The following is a 21,104-nucleotide window of genomic DNA, read 5'->3' on the forward strand; positions in this document are numbered from 1 at the left end:
TGCGGGGGGATTGTCGTCATGCACGGCATCGCCCCCACATTTTCGGAGCCGCACGAATGCACCGTGGAACAACACTGCTCACCACCGCCCTCGCCACCGTCGCCGCCGCGCTGACCCTCGCAGCGCCGACCGCGGGAGCCACCGCCCCGACCGGATCCGCCCGCGCCGCCGCCCCCGGACAGGTCTGCTTCTGGACCGAGCCGGGAATGCACGGCAACGCCTGGTGTTACGCGCCACCCGGCTACGCCGAAGCCGAGAACGGCACCCAGCGCCACGCCTACTCCTTCGACTCCCGCGTCGACGGCACCATCTACGCGATCAGCTACGGACCGGGAAGCGGCTGCCTCTACCGCGAGATCCGCAAGGACGACTACGACGAGAACTGGGAGGCGTGGGCCACCAAGTTCGACGGCGTCAGCGACAACACGATGGGTTGCGAAGTGGGCTGATCCGCCGATGACCCACCGACCGCCGCCCCGGGCGCGCCGGCTCCTGGCGCGCACCTTCCTCGGCCCCCTCTCCCTGAGCGGCCTGCTCCTGACCGGCTGCGCGGCCCCGGCCTCCGGGCCCCCGCTCTCCCCGGACGACACCGTCAGGGCCGCCACCCGACTCCTGACCGACCACTGCCTCACCGCGCGCGGGCTCACCCCGCCACGGCCCGGCAGGCACCCCGGCACGGACGCCCAGGAAGAACGCCTGACCGACGCCCTCTTCGGCGCCGGCCCCGCGGAACTCTCCCTGAAGCTGCCGACCGGCTACTCCGTGCGCGCCCACACCGACGGCTGCCTGGCCTCGGCGCAGCGCACCCTCTACGGCGACCAGCGCCGCTGGTTCCAGGTCTCGACCGTCGTCAACAACCTCAAGCCGGAAGCGGCGTACCGCGAGACCAGCCTCGCCTCGGTCCGCGCCAGGCACCGCACCGAAGTCGCCGACTGGCGGCGCCTGCGGGAGCACGCCCTGGTCCGCGCGACCGACCTCCTCACCCACCAGCGACAGCAGCAACAGAAAGAGACCCAGTGATCATCAAGCACTCCGCCGCGCTCGTCGCGGCCGTCGGCCTCGCCCTCGGCGGCACCGTCGCCACCTCGTCCGCGGCCTTCGGCGCCTCGTGCCCCAGCGGCCAGTTCTGCGCCTGGACGGACGCGGACTTCGGCGGCCAGCGCACCAACTGGTCCGGCGACGACGAGGACTGGGAGGACCCCATCCAGGACCAGGACTCGTCCTGGGCGAACCATGGCATTTCGGGCCCCGGCATCAAGGACCACGTGCAGGTCTACGAGAACCCGGGCCTCATCGGCCTCGGCACCGTCTGCCTCGGTCCGGGCCAGGAGATCGCCTCCGACAGCTGGGGCAACGACAGCGGCGACTCCCATACGTGGAAAATGGAGTGCTGACCTCGCACCCGGGATGACCGGAACGGAACGGACGGCGGCCTCCGCCGTCCGTTCCGCCGGTTATGACTGCCGCACGCGCCACTGGGTATCAGGATGGCTGCAGGGGAGTTACTGTGCCGACCGACCCAAGAGAGAACCGCATGACCGAGTACCTGGACGGAGCCTTGATCCCGACCGGTGCTGCCGACCCCGTCGAGCCGCTGCGCCGGGCGACCCAGTACACCGGAGAGCCGGGCTGCATCGCCGACGCACGCGCCTTCGCCGAGGTGTTCCTCGAGCAGCTGCGGTCGGAATGGTGCGCCGTCATCGACGCCAGGTCGCGCGGTGACCTGCTGCTCCTGGTCAGCGAGCTCGTCACCAACGCGGACCGCCACAGCCACGGCCCGTACGTCCTCGACCTCGAAGGATCACGGGACGCCGTGGCCGTCACCGTTTACGACAGCAGCGTCGCCGTACCTCGCCGCTTCGTCAGGGATCCCGGCCGTGTCGGCGGCCACGGTCTCGAGATAGTGCACGCCCTCGCCACCGAGGTCATCGTCGAGCGGGTACCCGTCGGAAAGTGGATCAAGGCCGTCTTCAGCCTGCGCCCCTGATCGAACGGGTTCTCGCCTGAGGGGCCGCCGGCCGCTCTGCCCGCCCCTCCGTCGGCCGCCCCGTCCCGCCCTCTCCGCCGGCCGCCACGCTCCGACCCGCCGCCGACTGCTCCGCGCCCGGCCCCGGCCGCCGCCGTCTGCTCCGCCCACGGCCCCCCACCCCCGCCGCCGCATGGTCAGCACTTTGCCCGCCGCGCCGCCCTAAATGAGCAATTTGTCTGCTTATCCGACTTACGGTGCGTGTGTTGCCAGGGGGGTCGCGCAACGCGTCCCCAGTGGACGCGGGTTGGGATGCCGATGAGTGAGATCAGCCGCAGAAGCGCCGTGGGCCTGGGACTCGGGATCGGACTGGGCGCCGCCGCCGCGGGGCTCGCCGGATGCGGGGCGGACCAGAAGTCCGCCCGGCCGCCCGCAGGCCCCGGACGCCAGCCCGACCGGGTCGCCCACCCGGGCACGAAGACGGCGCCCCGGCTGATCGGCGACGGTTCGACCGCGTTCACCGGCAGGCAGCCGAAGCAGCCCGAGGCGGCCACCCCGCTCGAACCGGGCCAGACGCCACCGCAGTTCGTGATCTTCTCCTGGGACGGCGCGGGCGAGGTCGGCAACGGACTCTTCCCGCGCTTCCTCGAACTGGCCCGTAACCACGACGCCCACATGACCTTCTTCCTGTCGGGCGTGTACCTCCTGCCCGAGTCGAAGAAGCGGCTCTACGACCCGCCGAACAACCCCGTCGGCGCCTCTGACATCGGGTACCTCACCGACGCCCACCTCAAGGAGACGCTGAAGTACACCCGCCAGGCCTGGCTCGACGGCCATGAGATCGGCACCCACTTCAACGGCCACTTCTGCGCCGGCTCCGGCTCCGTGGCCCACTGGACGCCCGCACAGTGGCGCAGCGAGATCGAACAGGCCCGCTCGTTCATCAAGTCCTGGCGTACGAACACGGGTTGGCACGACCACGACCCCCTGCCGTTCGACTACGACAAGGAACTCATCGGCGGCCGCACGCCCTGTCTGCTCGGCCAGGACAACCTGCTGCCCGCCGCCCGCGAGCTCGGCTGGCGCTACGACGCCTCCTCGCCCGGCGGCGTCCAGCGCTGGCCCGGCAAGCGCCACGGACTGTGGGACCTGCCGCTCCAGGGCATCCCGTTCCCCGGCCACCGCTTCGAAGTCCTCTCGATGGACTACAACATCCTCGCCAACCAGTCGAAGAACTCCACCCGGGCGCCGTCCTACAACTACGACGGCTGGCGTCAGCAGGCCACCGAGTCGTATCTCGCGGGCTTCAACAGGGCGTACGAGACGAACCGGGCGCCGTTCTTCATCGGCAACCACTTCGAGGACTGGAACGGCGGTATCTACATGGACGCCGTCGAGTCCGCCCTCAAGCAGATCGCCGGCAAGAAGGACGTACGCCTCGTGTCCTTCCGGCAGTTCGTCGACTGGCTGGACGTCCAGGACCCGAACGTCCTCGACCGGCTGCGCTCGCTCGAGGTGGGACAGGCGCCCGCGGGCGGCTGGGCGCGGTTCCTCGGCGGGGCGGTCGCGACGTCGGCGGGCACGGCGCGCACCCGCGCCTGAGCCCGTTCGCCGACACGATGTCAGCCCGCCGACGCACACTGGAAGGGACATGATCAGCGACAGAGGGGCAGGCGCATGACCGGTCGGATCACCGTGGGAGTGGACGGGTCGCCGGAGAGCGCGGCCGCGGCGGCCTGGGCGGCGCGCGAAGCGGTCCGCCGCGGATCCGCGCTGCACCTGCTGCACGCCTGGACGCCGCTGCCGGACGTGGCGGCGTCCGCGCCCGACGCGGCGGCGCAGGCCGAGTGGGCCAGGAGCGTCGCCGAGGAGGCCGGGCGGGTCGTGGCGGGCGCCCACCCCGGACTCTCCGTGTCGACCGGATCCCCGTCCGGCGACGCCGTGCCCGCGCTTCTCGCCGCCGCCGAGGACGCGGATCTCCTCGTCCTCGGCTCCCGGGGGCACGGCGCGTTCGTCGGCTTCCTGGTCGGGTCGGTCGGCCAGCAGGTCGTCGCCGGGTCCGGCCGCCCCGTCGTCCTGGTCAGAGCCGACGACCGTGCCGAACCCGAGGCGGCCGGCCGCGAGATCGTCGTGGGCCAGGAAGGCGAACCCGAGGACAGCAGGGCGGCCCTCGAATTCGCCTTCGCCACGGCCGCCGCCCGCGGCGCGACCGTGCGCGCCGTCCGCGCCTGGACGCTCCCGCCCCTCTACGCCTACAGCCCCGCCTCGCTGCAGCTGCTCGACGACGCGGGCGGCATGGAACCGTACGAGGGGAAGGCGCTCGGTGAGGCGCTCGGCCCGCTGCGGGAGCGGTATCCCGAAGTGCCGGTCGTCGAGCACGTCGAGATCGGCAGCGCGGGACAGGTGCTTCTCGCGTCGGCCGCGGGGGCCCAGCTGGTGGTCGTGGGCCGTCGCGCCCGACGCTCGGCGGTCGGGTCCCGGATCGGGTCCGTCGCGCACGCCGTGATGCATCACGCGCCCTGCCCGGTCGCCGTGGTCCCGCCCGTCTGAGCGTCCCGGTCAGGCGTCGGCGACGGTGATGGCCCGCACCGGACAGGCGCGGGCCGCCTCCCGCACCAGCGGGTCACCGGCGCCGTCGTCGCGGCCCTCGATGAGCTCACTGAAGCCGTCGTCGTCCTGCGTGAACACGCTCGGCGCGGTGAGCGCACACATGCCCGCCCCCACGCACCTGTCCTTGTCGATCCGGATCCGCACGGTCTGCGCCTCTCTCACGGCTGCTCGGGTTCGGTTCTGGGGTTCGGGCGGTCACCAGGTGACCGGGAGTTCGAGCATCCCCTGGATCGTGTCGCCCGGCTTGAAAGGGATCTCCTCGGGGGGCGCCGCCAGACGCAGCCCCGGGAACCGCGCGAACAGCGAGCGCAGGGCGATCTCCATCTCGGCCCGGGCGAGGTTCTGCCCCAGGCACTGGTGGACCCCGTAGCCGAACGCGAGATGGTGGCGTGAGGGGCGGTGCCAGTCGAGGGAGTCGGGGGCGGTGTAGGTGTCGCCGTCGCGGTTGAGGATCGACGTGGAGAAGATGACCCCGTCGTCCGCCAGGATGGTCTCGCCGGCGACCTCGATGTCCTCGGTGGCGACGCGCAGGATGCCGTCGGCGATGGACAGGAAGCGCAGCAGCTCCTCCACGGCGGAAGGCAGCAGCGCGTCCGCGGAGCGCAGCTCGGCCAGCCGGTCCGGGTGCCGCAGCAGCGTGAACGTACCGAGCGAGATCATGTTCGCCGTCGTCTCGTGCCCCGCGACGAGCAGCACTGTGGCGAGGCTGATCAGCTCCTCACGGTCCGGTGCCCGTACGGAGCCGTCGCCCTGCCCGCGCCGGATGAGCTCGTCGAGGAGCCCGTCACCCGGGTCGCGACGCTTGCGGTCGATCAACTCTCCGAAGTACGAGTCCAGTTGAACGCGCGCCTCCTCCGTGTCCACCACGGCCGGCCCGCGCAGCAGCCGCCGTGACTGCTCCTCGAAGAAGTCGTGGTCGGCGTAGGGCACCCCGAGCAGGGCGCAGATCACCATGGACGGCACGGGCAGCGCGAAGGCGCTCACCAGCTCGGCCGGCGGACCCTGCTCGGCCATCGCGTCCAGCAGCCGGTCGACGGTCTCCTGGATGCGGGGCCGCAGCGCCGTGATCCGCTTGAGGGTGAAGCTCGGGATCAGCATGCGGCGCTGGGCGTTGTGCTCGGGGTCGTCGACGCCGAGGAGGGCGATGCGGCGGTTGCGCACGCTCGCGATGCGTTCGGTGGGCATCGGGAAGGCGCGGTTCTGCCGGTCGGTGGACAGGCGCGGGTCGACGAGCAGGTCGCGCGCGGTCGACTGTCCGGTGACCACCCACACGGTCCGCCCGTCGAAGAGCGAGACACGGGAGAGCGGGCGCGCCGAGCGCAGCGGGTCGTAGGAGGCGGGCGGGTGGTAGGGACACGTGCGGTCCTGGGGGTAGGCGACGGTGTCCGGCGTGGGGGGTGTCACGGTCATGGCTGACCTCGCAGGCGGTATGTCTTCCTCGTGGCTTGCCAGGAACTTCCCTGGGTGACTTCCTAGGAGCTTCCCTGGAGCTTCCCTGGAGCTTCCTTCGTGATCTTCATTAGATGCCTCGGGCATCCATTCGTCCACGGGCAGACCGGCCAGTCCGGCCCCGGTGGACATCTGGCCGAACCCCGCCGTTGTGGTGCGGCCGGGGGGGCGTCGTGTCAGGTCGGGGCGTGCCCGTGGACCGGCGCGGTGGTCGCGGCGGGCGCCCGGCGGCCGGAGCCGATGGGGTGCCGTCGGGCGTGGCGCGGCTTGTTCCCGCCCCGCGGGCGTGTCACGCTCGCGCGCCCCGGGGAAATCCGGATGCCCGTGCGAGAAGCGGTGGGTATCGTCGCCGCACGTGGAACCACTGAACGAGAAACAGATCCGGGAATCCTTCGTGAACTGCACGAAGGGCGAGGCCGCCCGGATGAAGCTCCCCCTCGACTTCGCCGAGCTCCCCTGGGACGACCTGGACTTCCTCGGCTGGATCGACCCGGGAGCGCCCCTGCGGGCCCACCTCGTGCGCCCCCGCCCCGACGGACCGCTCGGCATCACGCTGCGGGTCCCCTCGGTGGGCCGGACCAGCGCCGTGAAGTCCAGCCTGTGCCAGGTGTGCCTGACCGGGCACGCCTCCTCCGGTGTCGCCCTCCTGGCGGCGCCCCTGGCCGGAGTGCGCGGACGGGAGGGCAACACCGTCGGCATCTACCTCTGCGCGGACCTCGCCTGCTCCCTCTACCTGCGCGGCAAGCGCCAGCCCAGGCTGCGGGCCGGCCGCTACGAGGAGTCGCTCTCGCTCGACGAGCGGATCGACCGCACCATGACCAACCTCGACGCCTTCACCGCCAAGGTCACCGGGGCGGCGTGATGCCGCCCCGGTGACCTTGGGTGCTACCGGCCCTTCTGCCAGCCCTTCTGCCGGGCCCTCTACCTCTTCTGCCGGGCCCTCTACTGGACCTTGGCCTGGATCGCCGAGATGCAGGAGGCGATGGCCTGCTGGAGGTCTTCGAGGCGCTTGAGCATGTCGTCCTCGAAGACGTCGTCCTCGGCGTCGTCGAGCGTCAGCTCCTCGAACACCTTCGTCGCCTTCTGCAGGCTGTTGTAGAACTTCGCCCTGCGCTCCTTCACCCGCAGCTCGGGGTCGCTCTCGACGGTCCTGGTGACGAGCTCGCGGACGCTGTCGTAGGCCTCACGCGCCCACTCGCCCGCCTCCTCGTCGCCGTCCAGCTCGTCGATGAGCGAGAGGTGCCGCTCGGCCTCCTCGCGCAGCTCGCGCGGCGCCTCGATCTTCTGCCCGGCCGGCGTCCTGATCTGGCCGACCTCCGCGATCTGGCGGACGTACTCGACCCGGTCCCCGGTCTTCGCCTCGGCGGCGACGGCCTTCTTCAGGTCGTCGGCGCGCACGATGTCCTTGACCAGCTCGGTGCGCAGCGCGGGGTCCTCCTCCAGGCGGTCCATCAGGGCCTTCCTGGCGGCCTCGGCGGTGCCGGGGTCGGCGAGGATCGCGGCGCGCAGGGCGGTCGGGTTCTCGGCGACCTCCAGGGCCTTGGTCGGGCGGATGCCCTCGGCCTCGGCGGCCGCGGAGATCGCGTGGCCGCGCGGCGAGGCGGCGCTGGAGCGGGAGGAGTAGTACGCCAACCAGACGTCGGCGTCCGGGAGTTCGACCTCCTGACCCGGGGCCAGAGCCTCGAACTGCGGGACGAGCCCGTCGTCGGCGGCGCTGTCCCAGGCCTTGTAGAAGCGCATGACGCGCTCGGCGGAGCAGCCGGCCAGCTCGCTGAACCGCCGGGCCGAGACCTTCGGCGTCCCGCCCACGGCCTGTCCGCCGGGACGCACACTGCGCGCGACCATGAGGGCGAAGGCCCAGCCGCCGGTCCGGGCGTAGACGCCGAAGGCGCGCGCGTCCTCGGCGACCAGCTCGGAGACCTCCGACGTGTCGTCAGCCGTGTCCTCCGCGGCGTCGTCGTCCGCGGCGTCGTCGTCCGTGACGGGGCCGGGCGCCTCGTCCGTGGCCCCGCCCGGAATCCAGATGTTCGCCTCGTCCGGCGCCTGAGCCGTTCCCGAGCCGGTCCCGGCTCCCGCCTCCGTCCCGGCTCCCGCGCCGGGGTCGGCGGACCCGGCCTGCGCCGGGACGGCCTCCTCGGACGCGACGCCGGTCACGGCGGATTCGGTCGCTTCGGTCGGGGCGATCGCTGCGGTCACGTAAGTTCTCCTGAGGCGTCACGAGCGGACGAAGGTTGACGCGCTACTTTATCCCTCCTAATCAACCGTTTTGCACTCGGCGGCCCGCATGACGGCCTACGCGCGGTGCTCGACCTTGCCGCCCACCACGACCGTCTCGGCCACCGTGCCCGGGATGTCCTCGGGCGCGGCGCGCAGGATGTCGCGGGACAGGACCACGAAGTCCGCCGCCTTGCCGATGCTCAGCGAACCCCGCTCGTGCTCAATGAAGTTGGCGTAGGCGGAGCCCATCGTGTACCCGTGCACCGCGGTCTCCACGTCCACGGTCTCGCCGGGCATCCAAGCCTCGCCGCCGTCCAGCGGGCGCCGCGTGACCGCCGTGTAGATGCCGACCATCGGGTCCATCTCGGCCACGTTCCAGTCGCTGGAGAAGGCCAGGACGGCACCGGACTCGTGCAGGCTGCGCATCGGCCAGGCCTTGTGCCAGCGGTCGGTGCCCACGTTCTCCGCCCAGTCCTTGCCGGGCCCGGCGACCTCGGGCGCGCAGTGCCGCGGCTGCATGCAGGCGACGACGCCGAGCGCGGCGAAGCGCGCGGTGTCGGCGGGGTCGAGGCACTCGACGTGGACGACCTGGTGGCGGGCGTCCCGCTCGCCGTTGGCCGTACGGGCGTGCTCGACGGCGTCGAGGACCGTACGGATGCCGCGGTCGCCCGTCGCGTGGACGAAGCACTGGAAGCCGCGCGCGTCGAGCTTGGCGAGCAGGTCCGCGAACTCCTCCGGCGGGTAGAAGGTCTCCCCGCGGTGGTGGCCGCAGCCCGCGTACGGCTCCAGGAGCGCGGCGGTGCGCGGCTCGACGACGTCGTCGATGTAGAGCTTCAGCGGTCCCACGCGCAGCCGGTCGTCCGCGTGGCGCTCCGCCGCCGCGGCGAAGTCGTCGAGGTCGGCGTCGGTGGTGCCGCGCGGGTGGAAGAGCGCGGCGACGATGCGCGAGCGGAGCCGGCCCTCGGAGCGGGCACGCTCGTACAGGGCGAGGTCGTCGAGCGAGTTCTGCGGCTCGACGACGGTCGTGATGCCGAAGCGGATCGCGTCGTCGAGGGACTTGGCGAGACGCCCGTACTGCCGGTCGGCCGAGGCCCACGGCACACCCAGCTGCTGCAGTGCGCGGTGCCCGTCGCGCGACAGGCCCTTCACGGCGAAGTCCTTGACGAATCCGGTGGGTTCACCGGTCCCGGGGTCGGTCGCGGCCTCGCCGAACGGCAGGCTCGTGCGGTCCTTGTCGATGCCGAGGCGGCGCAGCGCGGCCGTGTTCAGCCAGGCGGTGTGCACGTCGTAGCTGAGGACGAACGCGGGCGTGTCGCCGGTCACCGGGTCGAGGTCGGCGGCGGTGGGCATGCGGCCGCCGGGGATCGCCGAGTAGTCGAACGCCTCCGCCTCGATCCACGCGGCGCCCGGGTGCGCGCCCCGCCACGCGCGGATCCGGTCGTGGATCTCGTCGAGGGTGTCCGCGCCGGCCAGCTGCACGCACGCGTCGTCGGAGCCGAGGCGTACGTGGTTGTGGGCGTCGATGAAGCCGGGCAGGACCAGCTTGCCGCCGGCGTCGAGGACCTCGGTGCCGGGCCCCGTCCAGGCGTCGGCGTCCGCGTCGGCCCCGAGCCAGACGATCTTCCCGTCGCGCACGGCCAGTGCCTGCGCCTCGGGCAGGGCCGGGTCGACGGTGTGGACGCGCGCGCCGCGCAGGACGAGGTCGGCGGGGGCGGGGGAGTGGGACATCAGCGGAAACTCCTGGGAAGTCGCACCGGAACGACATCTTGAATGCCGTTCTAGCTTCTTGAACGGCATTCAAGATGCGCCTCCGCGTCGCATACGTCAAGACCCCCCAGGGAAATCGCCGGATAGGGTCAGGGCCTCGGGAGCACGGATCGGTCGGGACCACGGATCAGGGAGGCGCGGCGGTGGCGGCTACGGCGCGACGGCGCGACGGACAGGTCGCCCAGGAGCGGATGCTGGAGGAGGCGATGACGGCCATCGCCGAGGACGGCCTCGCGTCGCTCACGATGTCGGCGCTCGGCAAGCGCCTCGGCACCAGCGGCGGCCACATCCTGTACTACTTCGGCAGCAAGGACCGGCTGCTCCTCGAAGCCCTGCGCTGGAGCGAGAGCGGCCTCGCCGACGAGCGCAGGGCGCTCCTGAACAGGCGCGTCACCGCCGACCGCAAACTCGACCAGTTCATGGAGCTGTACCTGCCGCGCGGACCGCGCGACCCGCGATGGACGCTGTGGATCGAACTGTGGGCCCGCACCTCCGCCGACGAGGCGCTGCGGCAGGCCCAGGACGAGCTGGACCGGGGCTGGCAGGAAGACCTCGTCTCGCTCCTGGACAAGGGGGTCCGGCAGGGGCGGTTCGCCCCTCTCGACGCCGCCGAGTGCGCCTCCCAACTCCTCGCCCTGCTGGACGGGTTGAGTACCCGCATCGTGCTCGGCCAGCGCGGGTCCGAGCGGTCCGCCGTGCTGGCCACGGCCCGGTCCGCGGCGCGGCGGCTTGTGGCGCGGACCTAGGGCGTGTTTCGAAAGTCCCGCCTGCCCCGCGGCGTCTGGCACGCACTCCCCCACTCTCGGCTTCGCTCGAGCGGGGGGACCCCCATGCGGCGTTGCCGAAACGTCCGAGTGGCTCCGCCACTAGGACGCTCCGGCGCCTTGCGATCGCACGCACCAGACGCCGCGGGGCCCGCCCTCCGGGCGGACGACGCTACTTTCGAAACACGCCCTGACGGCCGGGCCCCGGCGAGGGGTGTGGTGCCCGCCGCGCGTGGGCACTGGCATGATCGGTGTCATGGCAGAACGCGTAATCGCCGCGTGTGACGGGGCGTCGAAAGGAAACCCCGGGCCCGCCGGCTGGGCCTGGGTCGTCGCCGATGCGGGGGAGACCCCGGTCCGCTGGGAGGCCGGCGCCCTGGGCACGGCGACGAACAACGTCGCGGAGCTCACCGCCCTGGAACGCCTCCTCGCCGCCACCGACCCGGGCGAGCCGCTCGAAGTGCGGATGGACTCCCAGTACGCGATGAAGGCCGTCACGACCTGGCTGCCCGGCTGGAAGCGCAACGGCTGGAAGACCTCCGCGGGCAAGCCGGTAGCCAACCAGGAACTCGTCACCCGCATCGACGCGCTCCTCGAAGGCCGCGCCGTCGAGTTCCGCTACGTCCCCGCCCACCAGGTCGACGGCGACCGGCTCAACGACTTCGCCGACCGGGCCGCGAGCCAGGCCGCCGTCGTGCAGGCCCCGGCCGGCAGCGACCACGGCTCCCCGGAACCCCCGCCGTCACCCGACACCGTCCCCTCCCGCGGCCCGTCGAAGAAGCGGCCCGCTCGTACGAAGACGGCCTCGGCCCGCACGCTCAACGCCAAGTTCCCCGGCCGCTGCGCCTGCGGCCGCTCCTACGCGGCCGGCGAGCCCATCGCCAAGAACCCCAAGGGCTGGGGACACCCGGAGTGCCGCTCGGGCGCGGGCGCGGCGGAATGACCACGGTGACCTGGGGTGCGGCGTGCCCGCAGCACCCCGACTCCCCGCGCGAGTACGGCGTACAGGGTCCGGGCTCCGGATCCCGCGCGACCGGCGCCCCGGGGTCCGCGTGACCGCCGCGCCCCCCGACACAGCCGTGGAACCCGGCGAGCCGGCGCTGCCCGGCCCGTGGAGCGGCGGTCCGTCCCTCTGGCTGCTCAGGGCCCCGGCCCTGGGAGAGCGGCCCGTCCTGGACGCATCCTGCCTCGACACGGACGAGCGGGCCAGGGCCGCCGCCTTCGTACGGGACCAGGACCGCGCCCTCTACCTGACCGCACACATCGCGCTGCGCCGGCTCCTCGGCGCCGGACTGGGGATCGCGCCCGGCGACGTCCGGTTCACCCGCGAGCCGTGCCCCGAGTGCGACGGCCCGCACGGGCGCCCGGCGCTGCCCGGCCCCCGCCCCCCGTTCCACTTCTCCCTCTCGCACTGCGAAGGCCTCGTCCTGATCGGCACGGCGGCGGGCCCGCTGGGCGTCGACGTCGAGCGGGTACCGGACCCCGGATCCGTGGACGGCCTGGTGAAGGAACTGCATCCGGGTGAGCGGGCGGACCTGGCGGCGCTGGCGGACGCGTCACGTGCCGAGGCGTTCTGCCGGGTGTGGTCGCGCAAGGAGGCCTACCTCAAGGGCGTCGGCGTGGGCCTCGCCCGCGCCCTGGACGCCGACTACGTGGGGGAACGTCCACGTCATGACGCGGTCCACCCCTCCGGGTGGCACCTGCGCTCGCTCGACCTCGGCCCGCACCGCGCCACCCACGCCGCCGCGGCCGCCCTGCGCGAGGCCGCGCCGCCCGTCCTGCGCCTCCTGCCCGACACCTACGCGCACGCTCCTCGGCCGCACGCCCCGCGACAGGTGCCGCCGCCCGGCAGCGGACGAACCCACTAGGGTTTCCGGTATACCGGAAACTTCAGGGGAGTTGTGTTGACCAGACTGCGCTGCGCCGTGCTCGACGACTACCAAGGCGTGGCCTTGTCCATGGCGGACTGGACCAGTGTCGGGACGGACGTCGAGGTCCGCTCCCTCCAGCGCCACCTGCCGACCGAGGACGCCGTCGTCGCGGCGACGGCCGACTGCGAGATCGTGGTGGCGATGCGGGAACGCACCCCCTTCACCGACTCCCTCTTCGCCCGCCTTCCCCAGCTGCGCCTCCTCATCACCTCGGGGATGCGCAACGCCTCCATCGACCTCGCCGCCGCGGCCCGGCACGGGGTCACCGTGTGCGGCACGGCCAGCAACTCCGAGCCGCCCGTCGAACTGACCTGGGCCCTCATCCTCGGCCTCGCCCGCAACGTGGTGCGCGAGGCCAACGCCCTGCGCGACGCCGGCCCCTGGCAGAGCACGCTCGGCGCGGACCTGTACGGGCGCCGGCTCGGCGTCCTCGGGCTCGGGAAGATCGGCACAAAGGTCGCCAGGGTCGCCCAGGCCTTCGGCATGGAGGTGGCCGCGTGGAGCGAGCACCTCACCGCAGAACGCGCCGCGGCAGCCGGTGTCTCCCTCGCCTCCTCCAAGGAAGAGCTCCTGGAGACCAGCGACTTCGTCTCCGTCCATCTCGTGCTCAGCGACCGCACGCGCGGCCTCATCGGCGAGGACGACCTCAAGCGCATGCGCCCCACCGCCTACCTCGTCAATACCTCGCGCGCTGCGATCGTCGACCAGGACGCCCTGGTGCGCGCCCTGCACGACGGCTGGATCGCGGGCGCCGGCGCCGACGTCTTCGACATGGAGCCGCTCCCGGCCGGCCACCCCCTGCGCACCGCCCCGAACTTCCTCGGCCTGCCGCACCTCGGCTACGTCACCCGCCGCAACTACGAGGGCTACTTCGAGGGGGCGGTCGAGGACATCGAGGCTTTCCTCGCGGGGACCCCGGTCCGCGTCCTCACCGCGTGAGCGACCTGTCGCCGGATTCCCGCCCGTCTGCCCGGCGTAACCGAGAAATCGCTCGGCAAACCCGCAGCTCAGCGGTTTTCGCAGGTCACGATGGGTGGCGTAACGTCGGCGTAACGCGAGCGAGGCGGGTGGTGGGGTAGTTTCGGGCCTTCGAGAGGAGGTGACGACGCACCCCATGTCCGACCAACAGGGACCGCAGCCCCGTGCCGAGAGGGCGCGGCGGGTCGCCGACACGCTCCGGCAGCAGATCACCTCCGGCGCCTACGAACAAGGGAAGCTGCCCGACGAGCGCGTGCTCGGCCACGCGCTCGGCGCCACCCGCAATGTGGTCAGGGAAGCGCTCGCGCTGCTCGGCGACGAGGGACTGGTCATCCGCAGGCGCGGCATCGGCACCCAGGTCGTGACGGCGAAGTACGGGCACGGCCTGGAACGCCTCACCGGCCTCGCGGAGACGCTCGTCGACCACGGCACGGTGACGAACGAGGTGCGCACCGCACGGGTCGTGCCGCACGCCCCGAAGGCGGTCACCGAACGGCTCCGGCTCCCCGACGGCAGCGAGGCCGTCCACCTCGAACGGCTGAGGAGCCTCGACGGCCGGCCCCTCTCCGTCGACTCGACCTGGCTGGCCCCGGACATCGGACGCCCCCTCCTCGACCTCGACCTCGCCCACCGGGACGTCTTCGACCTCATCGAGGAGTCCACGGGACACCGGCTCGGCAGCGCGGAGGTCACCGTGCACGCCGTCACCGCCGAACCGGACACCGCCCGGCTCCTCGAAATCCCCGCGGGCGCCGCCCTGTTCGCGATCGACCGCCTCACGTGTCTGGCCGACGGCCGCCCCGTGGACGCGGAGTCCCTGCGGGTGCGCGCCGACCGGTTCACCCTGCACGCCCTGGTCCACCGGGGCCCCGTACCGCCCCGCGACTGACCGCGGTACGCCCCTCCCAAGCCGCCCTCGGAGGCACCCCCATGCCCATGGACCTCGACGTCCTCACCCTGGTACTTCTCGCTCTGTTCGGGCTCGCGGGAGGCATCGGGATCACCGCGGTGGGGCCCGGCGGTGTGCTGCCCACGATCGGGATGTTCCTGCTGACCGGGCTCTCCCCGGCCGGGGTCGCGGGCACCGCCATCGCCACGCATGTGGCGACCGGCGCGCTCGGCACGGCCGCCTACACCCGCTCGGGACAGCTGCGGGACGCCGTCACGCGGCGCACGGCGACGGTCCTGGCCATGGCCGCTCTCCTCGGCACACCTCTCGGTGTCCTCCTCAACACCCTTGTATCGGGGAGGGGGTTCGGGATGCTGCTGGCGTGTGCCGTCACGGTGACCGGCGTCCTGGTGTGGGTGCGGGAGCGCCGCGCCGGGGCCGTGGGGAGTGAGCCGGTGAGCGTGCCGCTCACGCGAATCTCCGTGGTGGGCTTCGGAGTTGCGGTCGCGGCAGGGCTCTTCGGTCTGGGCGGGCCGATGCTGAGCGTGCCCCTTCTGGTCGTCTGCGGGCTGCCCGTGCTGTCCGCGCTGGCCGCGGCGCAGGCGCAGTCCGTGGTGATCGCGGCGATCGGCACGGTCGGGTACGTGCTGCACGGCTCGGTCGACTGGGGGCTCGCCGCGCTGGTGGGTGTGCCCGAGCTGGCCGGCGTGATCGTGGGGTGGCGGATCGCCCACTCGGTCCCGGCGCGCCGCCTCAAGTACGCCCTCGTGGGAACACTCCTGGCGCTGGCCCCGTACCTCGCCTTCCACTCCTGACGCCGTCCGGGGCCCGTCGGCCGCCGGGTGTCAGAGACCGAACCGGCGCGCGGAGTGCTCCTCCTGGGCGAGCCGGTGCAGCATGAGCAGGACCGGCTCGTACAGGATCGCCGCGGCGACCGCGATCTCGACCTTCTCCACCTCTTCGGGGATCGTGTCGAGACGGTCGATGTCGTGTTCCGCGACCCGCTCCATGTGCCGGGCGTACGGGGTGAGTTCGGGTGTTCCGCACGGGTAACCGAGACGGTTGAGCGTGGCCACCGTCGTGACGAGCGTGCGGTACGACGGGGAGAGGCTGCCGATCTCGCGCGCGGTGTCCCAGCCGAGCTCGTCGAGAAGCCGGTCGACGGTCGACGCCGCCTCGGCCGTGGCCGGGTCGTCCTCGGGGGCCTCGGGCGGCTGCGGCAGCGCCCACAGCGCCGCGCCCAGGCGGATCGTGCGGCCGAGCGAGTCGTCGTCCACGGCCGCGAGCACCTCGCGCGCGGTCGCCACGGGCACCCGGCCGACCTGGATCAGCGCCCGGACGAGCCGCAGCCGGCGCAGGTGGGAGTCGTCGTACTCGGCCTGCGTGGCCGTGATCCGCCGCCCCGGGGGCAGGAGTTGCTCCCGCAGGTAGTACTTGATGGTGGGGATGGGGACCCCGCTCGATTCGCTGAGTTCCGCGAGCCGCATCTCTTGCACCCCTCGTTGGACAGTGTCACTATCCAATCACGGGTGCCTGGGTAGTGGCACTCTCCAAGGACGCCGAATCGGGGGTCACATGAGTACGAAGACACATATGGGACGGACGACCGCGGGAGCGCAGGGAGACGTGGTGGTCTTCCTCATCGGGATGCGGGTCAACCACTTCTGGGCGGTCCACCGGTGGTTGCCGGTGTTTTTCGCGATGCCCATGATGCTCAGGGAGCTGAACGCGGACCGCTCCCTCGGACTCCTGCACCACATCCTCCTCACGAGCTCGCCGAGGAACTACGTGGTCGTCCAGTACTGGGAGTCGAAGGAGAAGCTGCTCGCCTACGCCGCCTCGCCGCAGCGCCGCCACCACCCGTGGTGGGCGCGGGTCAACCGGTACGTCCGCAAGAGCGGGGGACACGTCGGGCTCTGGCACGAGACGTACGTCGTCCCGGAGGGCTCCTACGAGACGATCTACGGCGACATGCCGGCCCAGGGCCTCGGCAAGGCCTACGGCATCGCGGGCCTCAAGGACGGGGTGCAGGCGCAGGACCGGCTGAAGGTCTGACCCGGGCCCGGCCGACGGCGGGCGCCGGGGCTCCCTAGGGCGTGCCCTAGCCCCGGCGCCGCTCAAGTGGATTGTCAGTGCCACCAGGCACGATGGCACCATGACAACGACTTCTGGTGAGTTCGTCCTGGCCGATGCCGCTGCCTACGCCCAGGCCGTCACCGACGCGTCCGAGGCGGCGGGTGCCTACTACACGGGCGGGACGTCCGCCCTCGACGACGACGCGTACGACCGGCTCGTGAGGGCCGTCGCGGCCTACGAGGCGGACCACCCCGACGAGGTCCTTGCGCACTCGCCGACCGGCAAGGTCGCGGGCGGCGCCGTCGAGGGGGACGTGCCGCACACGGTGCCGATGCTCAGCCTCGACAACGTCTTCGACGGTGAGCAGTTCACCACCTGGACCGCCTCGGTGGCCCGCCGGATCGGCCACGAGGTGACCCGGTGGAACGTCCAGCCCAAGCTGGACGGCCTCGCCATCGCCGCGCGTTACCACGAGGGCCGCCTCACGCGCCTGATCACCCGGGGCGACGGGATGGCCGGGGAGGACGTCTCGCACGCCATCGGCACCATCGAGGGCCTGCCCGACCGGCTCACCGAACCGCACACCGTCGAGGTGCGGGGCGAAGTCCTCATGACCATCAGCCAGTTCGAGCACGCGAACGAGGTGCGGACGGCGCACGGCGGCGCCCCCTTCGCGAACCCGAGGAACGCCGCGGCGGGCACCCTCAGGGCCAAGGAGCGCTCGTACACGGTGCCGATGACGTTCTTCGCGTACGGCCTGCTGCCGCTGCCGGGCACCTCTGCCGAGCACACCGAGGAGCTGCGCACCCTGGCCCACGGCGAGCTGATGGACCGCGCGGCCGGACTCGGCGTCAACACCCCCGCCACGACGGACGTTTCGGGCCTCACCGTCGACACCGTCGAGCAGGTCCTGGAGCGGGTCGGGCACATCGCGGGCCTGCGCGCCGAGCTGCCGTTCGGCATCGACGGGATCGTCGTCAAGGCGGATCTCGCGGCCGACCAGGAGGCCGCGGGCACGGGCACGCGCGCCCCGCGCTGGGCCATCGCGTTCAAGCTCCCCGCCGTGGAGAAGATCACCCGCCTCCTGGACGTCGAGTGGAACGTGGGCCGTACGGGCATCATCGCCCCGCGCGCCGTCCTCACCCCCGTCGACATCGACGGCAGCACGGTCGCGTACGCCACGCTGCACAACCCCGCCGACATCACCCGGCGCGACCTGCGGATCGGCGACCACGTGATGGTCTACAAGGCGGGCGACATCATCCCCCGCATCGAGGCGCCCGTCGCCCACCTGCGCACCGGCGACGAACAGCCGATCGTGTTCCCCGAGGTCTGCCCGCAGTGCGGCTCCGGCATCGACACGAGCGAGCAGCGCTGGCGTTGCGAGCGCGGCCGGAACTGCCACGTGGTGGCCTCGCTCTCGTACGCGGCGGGCCGCGACCAGCTCGACATCGAAGGCCTCGGCGGCACGCGCGTCGTCCAGCTCGTCGACGCGGGCCTCGTCGCCGATCTCGCCGACCTGTTCGCCCTCACCCGCGACGGGCTGCTCGCCCTCGACCGGATGGGCGAGACCAGCACGGACAACCTCCTCGCCGCGATCGAGGCCGCCAAGGCCCAGCCGCTGTCCCGGGTGCTGTGCGCGCTCGGGGTGCGCGGCACCGGACGGTCCATGTCCCGCCGTATAGCCCGCCACTTCGCCACGATGGACCACATCCGCGCGGCGGACGCCGAGGCCATGCAGCGCGTCGAGGGCATCGGCGCGGAGAAGGCCCCGGTCATCGTCTCCGAACTGGCCGAACTGGCCCCGCTCATCGACCGGTTGGCCGCGGCAGGGGTCAACATGACCGAACCCGGCGCCACCCCGCCCGCCCCCGAGGGCGAGACCGAGGACGGCGCGTCGGGCGAACAGGCCGCCGCGGGCCCGCTCGACGGGATGACGGTGGTCGTCACGGGAGCCATGACGGGCCCTCTGGAGAAGCTCAGCCGCAATCAGATGAACGAGCTGATCGAGCGCGCCGGCGGCAAGTCGTCCTCCAGCGTCTCCAAGCGCACCGGGCTCGTCGTCGCCGGTGAGGGCGCCGGATCGAAGCGGACCAAGGCCGAGGACCTGGGCATCCGCCTTGCCACGCCGGACGAGTTCGCCGAACTCGTCGCGGACCTCCTGGACTGACGGGAGGTGGCGCCGGGGGATCGGGGGCCCGGGATGGGGGAGAGGCGGTGAAGGCGACCGGCCTGAAGTGACCGGTGGCCTAGAATGCTCGGCCGACGAGGGGCTCCATCGTGCGCCCCACTGGAACGGACGGCCCTCGACGGCCGGGCGCGGAGGACACATGGCAACGGGGGGATGGGGACCGGGATACGGGCCCCAGAACAACGGAGGACAGCCACCGGCGGGTCCGGGCCCGGGCAATCCGTACGGCCCACCACCCGCAGGCCCCTACGGCCCGCAGCCCGGCGCCGGGCCGTACGGACCTCCGCAGCCGATCCCGCCGCAGGTCGGGCCGTACCCCTACGGCCCGACCCGGCCGCCCCGCCGCCGCAACCCGCTGCGTCGCGTCCCGTTCCTCAACATCATCTCCGGGATCATCCACTCGGCACACCACGCGGCGGACCGGCTCTTCGTGCAGGACGGCGGCGTCCGCATCAACGACCCCGTGGTGGAGCGCGTCCAGCTCTTCCGTTCGGTGCTCGGCCTCCTCGCCACGCTCGCCATCGCCTTCTTCTACGGCAAGGGCGACGAGGTGTGGAGCGGAGCGGCGGGCTCCGGCGTCGGCAACCTCATCATCACGCCCGTCCTGCTGATCGTCACGGGCCCGCTCGTCGTCCTGGGCTTCATCCTGTACGCCCCTCCCCACGTGCGGCCGGCCCTGCGCTCCCGGCTCAGGGCACCGCTCAGGACGGTGGCCTGGTACGTGCTGTCCGTGTCCGTCTTCGTCGGCGCGATGGTGGCCACGGCCAAGAGCGCCTACCTGTTCACGCTCCCTCACTGGGCCGCGGGCACGCTGGCGCTCATCCTCCTGGCCATGATCGTCTGGGGTATCCCCTTCCTCTTCTTCGCCTCCCTCTACTCCGCGAAGACGTCCTTCAACACAGCCCATGTGCACCCGATGCTGCCCGGCGTGCTCACCGCCGTACTGGTCTGGGCGGTGGCGGTCGTCAACGTGTTCGTGGACGGCATGCCGGAAGGCCCGGTCGCCGTACGGCTCTGCTCGCTGCTGGGCGGCCCGCTGTCGGTCACGGCCGTCGCCCTGTGGGAGCTGCGGAGGATGCGAACCCGCCACGGAGTCTTCCTGCGTGGCTGAAGTCGGGCGCAACGCGTTGCCCCGCAAGGGAGTTGACCCTGCGTGACCCAGTCGCACGGACAGCAGATCCCCCTCGACCCCGGTGGCCCGCACCGCGGCCGGTATCCGCCCCGGGCGGAGCGCCGGCCCCGGGCCTGGCGCGAGTACGGCACGCTCGTGATGGCGATCGTCGGGCTCACCCTGTCGCTCAGCACCTTCCTGGCCGCGGCCCTGCGCTGACAGCCCCTCCGGCGCGGACAGCCTTGCTCGGCGCTGACGGTCCTGGTCCGGCGCGGCACCGCAGGAAGAGCGCAGACTCCAGAAGCGCCGAAGGCGTCGGTGCTTCTGGAGTCTCCTGGCCCTGCGCGCCCCGATCTGGATGCCACGAGGAGGCGCGCGGCGTGATCATCGTGGCGGGCCCGGGCGCGGAGGCGCGCGCGGATCGCCCGGATGCGGAGAAAGCTTTCACCTTCTTCACAATTTGTTGCACCGTTCACACCCGGAGTGGCCGCCCGACGGGGGTCCGGCGGGGGTCCGGCACGGCGCCGTAGACTCGACTCATGGATGTCACGCGGCTCGCGCGGCTCGGCGCAGGGAAGTATCTGCTGGTCACCAGCTTCCGGAAGAACGGCAGCCCGGTGGCGACCCCCGTCTGGGTGGTCAGGGACGGGTCCTCGCTCGGGGTGTGGACCGTCGCCGACTCGTGGAAGGTGAAGCGGATCCGGCAGCGCGGCGACGTGCTCGTGGGACCCTGCGACGCCCGCGGAAACCCGACCGGTGAGCAGACTCCCGCCACGGCCGAGATCTGCACCCCCGAGGTCACCGCCCGCTACCGCACCCTGATCCGCCGGAAATACGGCCTGCTCGGCACGTTGACGCTGCTGGGCAGCCGGCTGCGGCGTGGCCTGCGCGGCACGGTCGGCATCCGCATCACCCTCGGGGAGTGAAGGCCCGGCCCGCCTGATTTCGGCCACGAGGCACGTCGATTCAGGGCGTCAACTCGGGTGACAGCGGGCGGAATTGGTGCGGAACACACCGTACCGCCCGCGAAGCTGATTGTTTGTGCAAGGATTTGCCATACATGTTGCAGGAACGAGCTCTGCTCGGCACGGTGTTCCCGTTGTGTCCCTTCGGTGCACGCACGTAGACGGGAGACCCCTTGTCCGGGAGAGCTCA

At 72.2% G+C, this 21,104-nt stretch carries 23 protein-coding genes; 18 read left to right on the forward strand and 5 right to left on the reverse strand.

Annotated features, from left to right (window positions below):
* Window positions 1-56 precede the first annotated feature (56 nt).
* The 6 genes from EOT10_RS05500 (at window position 57) to EOT10_RS05525 (ending at window position 4,516) form a co-directional block, all read left to right on the forward strand.
* Window positions 57-449, forward strand: a complete 393-nt coding sequence (locus EOT10_RS05500; RefSeq protein ID WP_127826912.1) for a hypothetical protein — start codon at window positions 57-59, stop codon at window positions 447-449.
* 7 nt (window positions 450-456) lie between these two features.
* Window positions 457-1,020 carry a hypothetical protein gene (locus EOT10_RS05505; protein WP_223280869.1) on the forward strand — a complete coding sequence of 188 codons (564 nt, stop codon included), beginning with the start codon at window positions 457-459 and terminating at the stop codon, window positions 1,018-1,020.
* 2 nt (window positions 1,021-1,022) lie between these two features.
* Window positions 1,023-1,394: a peptidase inhibitor family I36 protein gene (locus EOT10_RS05510; RefSeq protein ID WP_127827323.1), complete on the forward strand. Its 372-nt coding sequence runs from the start codon at window positions 1,023-1,025 to the stop codon at window positions 1,392-1,394.
* Window positions 1,395-1,534: 140 nt separating this feature from the next.
* Window positions 1,535-1,987, forward strand: a complete 453-nt coding sequence (locus tag EOT10_RS05515) for an ATP-binding protein (RefSeq protein ID WP_127826913.1) — start codon at window positions 1,535-1,537, stop codon at window positions 1,985-1,987.
* A gap of 297 nt (window positions 1,988-2,284) precedes the next feature.
* Entirely contained in the window at window positions 2,285-3,568 is a 1,284-nt protein-coding gene (locus EOT10_RS05520) for a polysaccharide deacetylase family protein (RefSeq protein WP_127826914.1), read from the forward strand.
* A 75-nt stretch (window positions 3,569-3,643) separates the two neighbouring features.
* Window positions 3,644-4,516 carry a universal stress protein gene (locus EOT10_RS05525; RefSeq protein ID WP_127826915.1) on the forward strand — a complete coding sequence of 291 codons (873 nt, stop codon included), beginning with the start codon at window positions 3,644-3,646 and terminating at the stop codon, window positions 4,514-4,516.
* Between the two features lie 9 nt (window positions 4,517-4,525).
* On the opposite strand, the gene EOT10_RS05530 is transcribed toward EOT10_RS05525, so the two are convergent.
* Window positions 4,526-4,720 carry a ferredoxin gene (locus EOT10_RS05530; RefSeq protein ID WP_127827324.1) on the reverse strand — a complete coding sequence of 65 codons (195 nt, stop codon included), beginning with the start codon at window positions 4,718-4,720 and terminating at the stop codon, window positions 4,526-4,528.
* A 51-nt stretch (window positions 4,721-4,771) separates the two neighbouring features.
* A complete protein-coding gene (locus EOT10_RS05535) occupies window positions 4,772-5,986 on the reverse strand; it encodes a cytochrome P450 (protein ID WP_127826916.1) in 1,215 nt (404 codons plus the stop codon).
* 394 nt (window positions 5,987-6,380) lie between these two features.
* Here EOT10_RS05535 and EOT10_RS05540 point away from each other — a divergent pair, with 394 nt between their 5' ends.
* Window positions 6,381-6,887: an FBP domain-containing protein gene (locus tag EOT10_RS05540; RefSeq protein WP_127826917.1), complete on the forward strand. Its 507-nt coding sequence runs from the start codon at window positions 6,381-6,383 to the stop codon at window positions 6,885-6,887.
* Between the two features lie 80 nt (window positions 6,888-6,967).
* Here EOT10_RS05540 and EOT10_RS05545 read toward each other — a convergent pair whose 3' ends face one another.
* Both EOT10_RS05545 and EOT10_RS05550 read right to left on the reverse strand, forming a co-directional pair.
* Window positions 6,968-8,221 (reverse strand): hypothetical protein, encoded by a 1,254-nt coding sequence (locus EOT10_RS05545; protein WP_431313258.1) that lies wholly within the window; start codon window positions 8,219-8,221, stop codon window positions 6,968-6,970.
* Window positions 8,222-8,317: 96 nt separating this feature from the next.
* Window positions 8,318-9,970 carry an amidohydrolase gene (locus EOT10_RS05550; protein WP_127826918.1) on the reverse strand — a complete coding sequence of 551 codons (1,653 nt, stop codon included), beginning with the start codon at window positions 9,968-9,970 and terminating at the stop codon, window positions 8,318-8,320.
* A 182-nt stretch (window positions 9,971-10,152) separates the two neighbouring features.
* Between EOT10_RS05550 and EOT10_RS05555 the strand changes: the two genes are divergently transcribed.
* The 6 genes from EOT10_RS05555 (at window position 10,153) to EOT10_RS05585 (ending at window position 15,386) form a co-directional block, all read left to right on the forward strand.
* On the forward strand, window positions 10,153-10,755 hold the full coding sequence (locus tag EOT10_RS05555; RefSeq protein ID WP_127826919.1) for a TetR/AcrR family transcriptional regulator: 603 nt from the start codon (window positions 10,153-10,155) through the stop codon (window positions 10,753-10,755).
* A 262-nt stretch (window positions 10,756-11,017) separates the two neighbouring features.
* A complete protein-coding gene (locus tag EOT10_RS05565) occupies window positions 11,018-11,716 on the forward strand; it encodes a ribonuclease H family protein (RefSeq protein ID WP_127826920.1) in 699 nt (232 codons plus the stop codon).
* A gap of 109 nt (window positions 11,717-11,825) precedes the next feature.
* Window positions 11,826-12,641, forward strand: a complete 816-nt coding sequence (locus tag EOT10_RS05570) for a 4'-phosphopantetheinyl transferase family protein (RefSeq protein WP_223280819.1) — start codon at window positions 11,826-11,828, stop codon at window positions 12,639-12,641.
* Window positions 12,642-12,731: 90 nt separating this feature from the next.
* Complete coding sequence (locus EOT10_RS05575; RefSeq protein ID WP_127827326.1) at window positions 12,732-13,643, forward strand: D-2-hydroxyacid dehydrogenase family protein; 912 nt, start codon at window positions 12,732-12,734, stop codon at window positions 13,641-13,643.
* Between the two features lie 175 nt (window positions 13,644-13,818).
* Complete coding sequence (locus tag EOT10_RS05580) at window positions 13,819-14,571, forward strand: GntR family transcriptional regulator (protein WP_127826921.1); 753 nt, start codon at window positions 13,819-13,821, stop codon at window positions 14,569-14,571.
* Between the two features lie 41 nt (window positions 14,572-14,612).
* Window positions 14,613-15,386, forward strand: coding sequence for a sulfite exporter TauE/SafE family protein (locus EOT10_RS05585; protein ID WP_127826922.1), 774 nt, complete (start codon window positions 14,613-14,615; stop codon window positions 15,384-15,386).
* A 30-nt stretch (window positions 15,387-15,416) separates the two neighbouring features.
* On the opposite strand, the gene EOT10_RS05590 is transcribed toward EOT10_RS05585, so the two are convergent.
* Entirely contained in the window at window positions 15,417-16,058 is a 642-nt protein-coding gene (locus tag EOT10_RS05590) for a MerR family transcriptional regulator (RefSeq protein WP_127826923.1), read from the reverse strand.
* A gap of 106 nt (window positions 16,059-16,164) precedes the next feature.
* On the opposite strand from EOT10_RS05590, the gene EOT10_RS05595 reads away from it, so the two are divergent.
* The 5 genes from EOT10_RS05595 (at window position 16,165) to EOT10_RS05610 (ending at window position 20,875) form a co-directional block, all read left to right on the forward strand.
* The gene (locus EOT10_RS05595; RefSeq protein WP_127826924.1) at window positions 16,165-16,626 is read left to right on the forward strand and encodes a DUF4188 domain-containing protein; all 462 of its coding nucleotides are present in this window, start codon (window positions 16,165-16,167) and stop codon (window positions 16,624-16,626) included.
* Between the two features lie 100 nt (window positions 16,627-16,726).
* On the forward strand, window positions 16,727-18,817 hold the full coding sequence (ligA, locus tag EOT10_RS05600; protein WP_127826925.1) for an NAD-dependent DNA ligase LigA: 2,091 nt from the start codon (window positions 16,727-16,729) through the stop codon (window positions 18,815-18,817).
* A 160-nt stretch (window positions 18,818-18,977) separates the two neighbouring features.
* Window positions 18,978-19,949 carry a hypothetical protein gene (locus tag EOT10_RS05605; RefSeq protein ID WP_127826926.1) on the forward strand — a complete coding sequence of 324 codons (972 nt, stop codon included), beginning with the start codon at window positions 18,978-18,980 and terminating at the stop codon, window positions 19,947-19,949.
* A 42-nt stretch (window positions 19,950-19,991) separates the two neighbouring features.
* A complete protein-coding gene (locus EOT10_RS41155) occupies window positions 19,992-20,168 on the forward strand; it encodes a hypothetical protein (protein WP_189491214.1) in 177 nt (58 codons plus the stop codon).
* Between the two features lie 320 nt (window positions 20,169-20,488).
* Window positions 20,489-20,875: a PPOX class F420-dependent oxidoreductase gene (locus EOT10_RS05610; RefSeq protein WP_127826927.1), complete on the forward strand. Its 387-nt coding sequence runs from the start codon at window positions 20,489-20,491 to the stop codon at window positions 20,873-20,875.
* Window positions 20,876-21,104: the final 229 nt, after the last annotated feature.

It is taken from the genome of Streptomyces antnestii (assembly GCF_004005495.1).
In the GTDB taxonomy this organism is placed as follows: Bacteria; Actinomycetota; Actinomycetes; order Streptomycetales; family Streptomycetaceae; genus Streptomyces; species Streptomyces antnestii.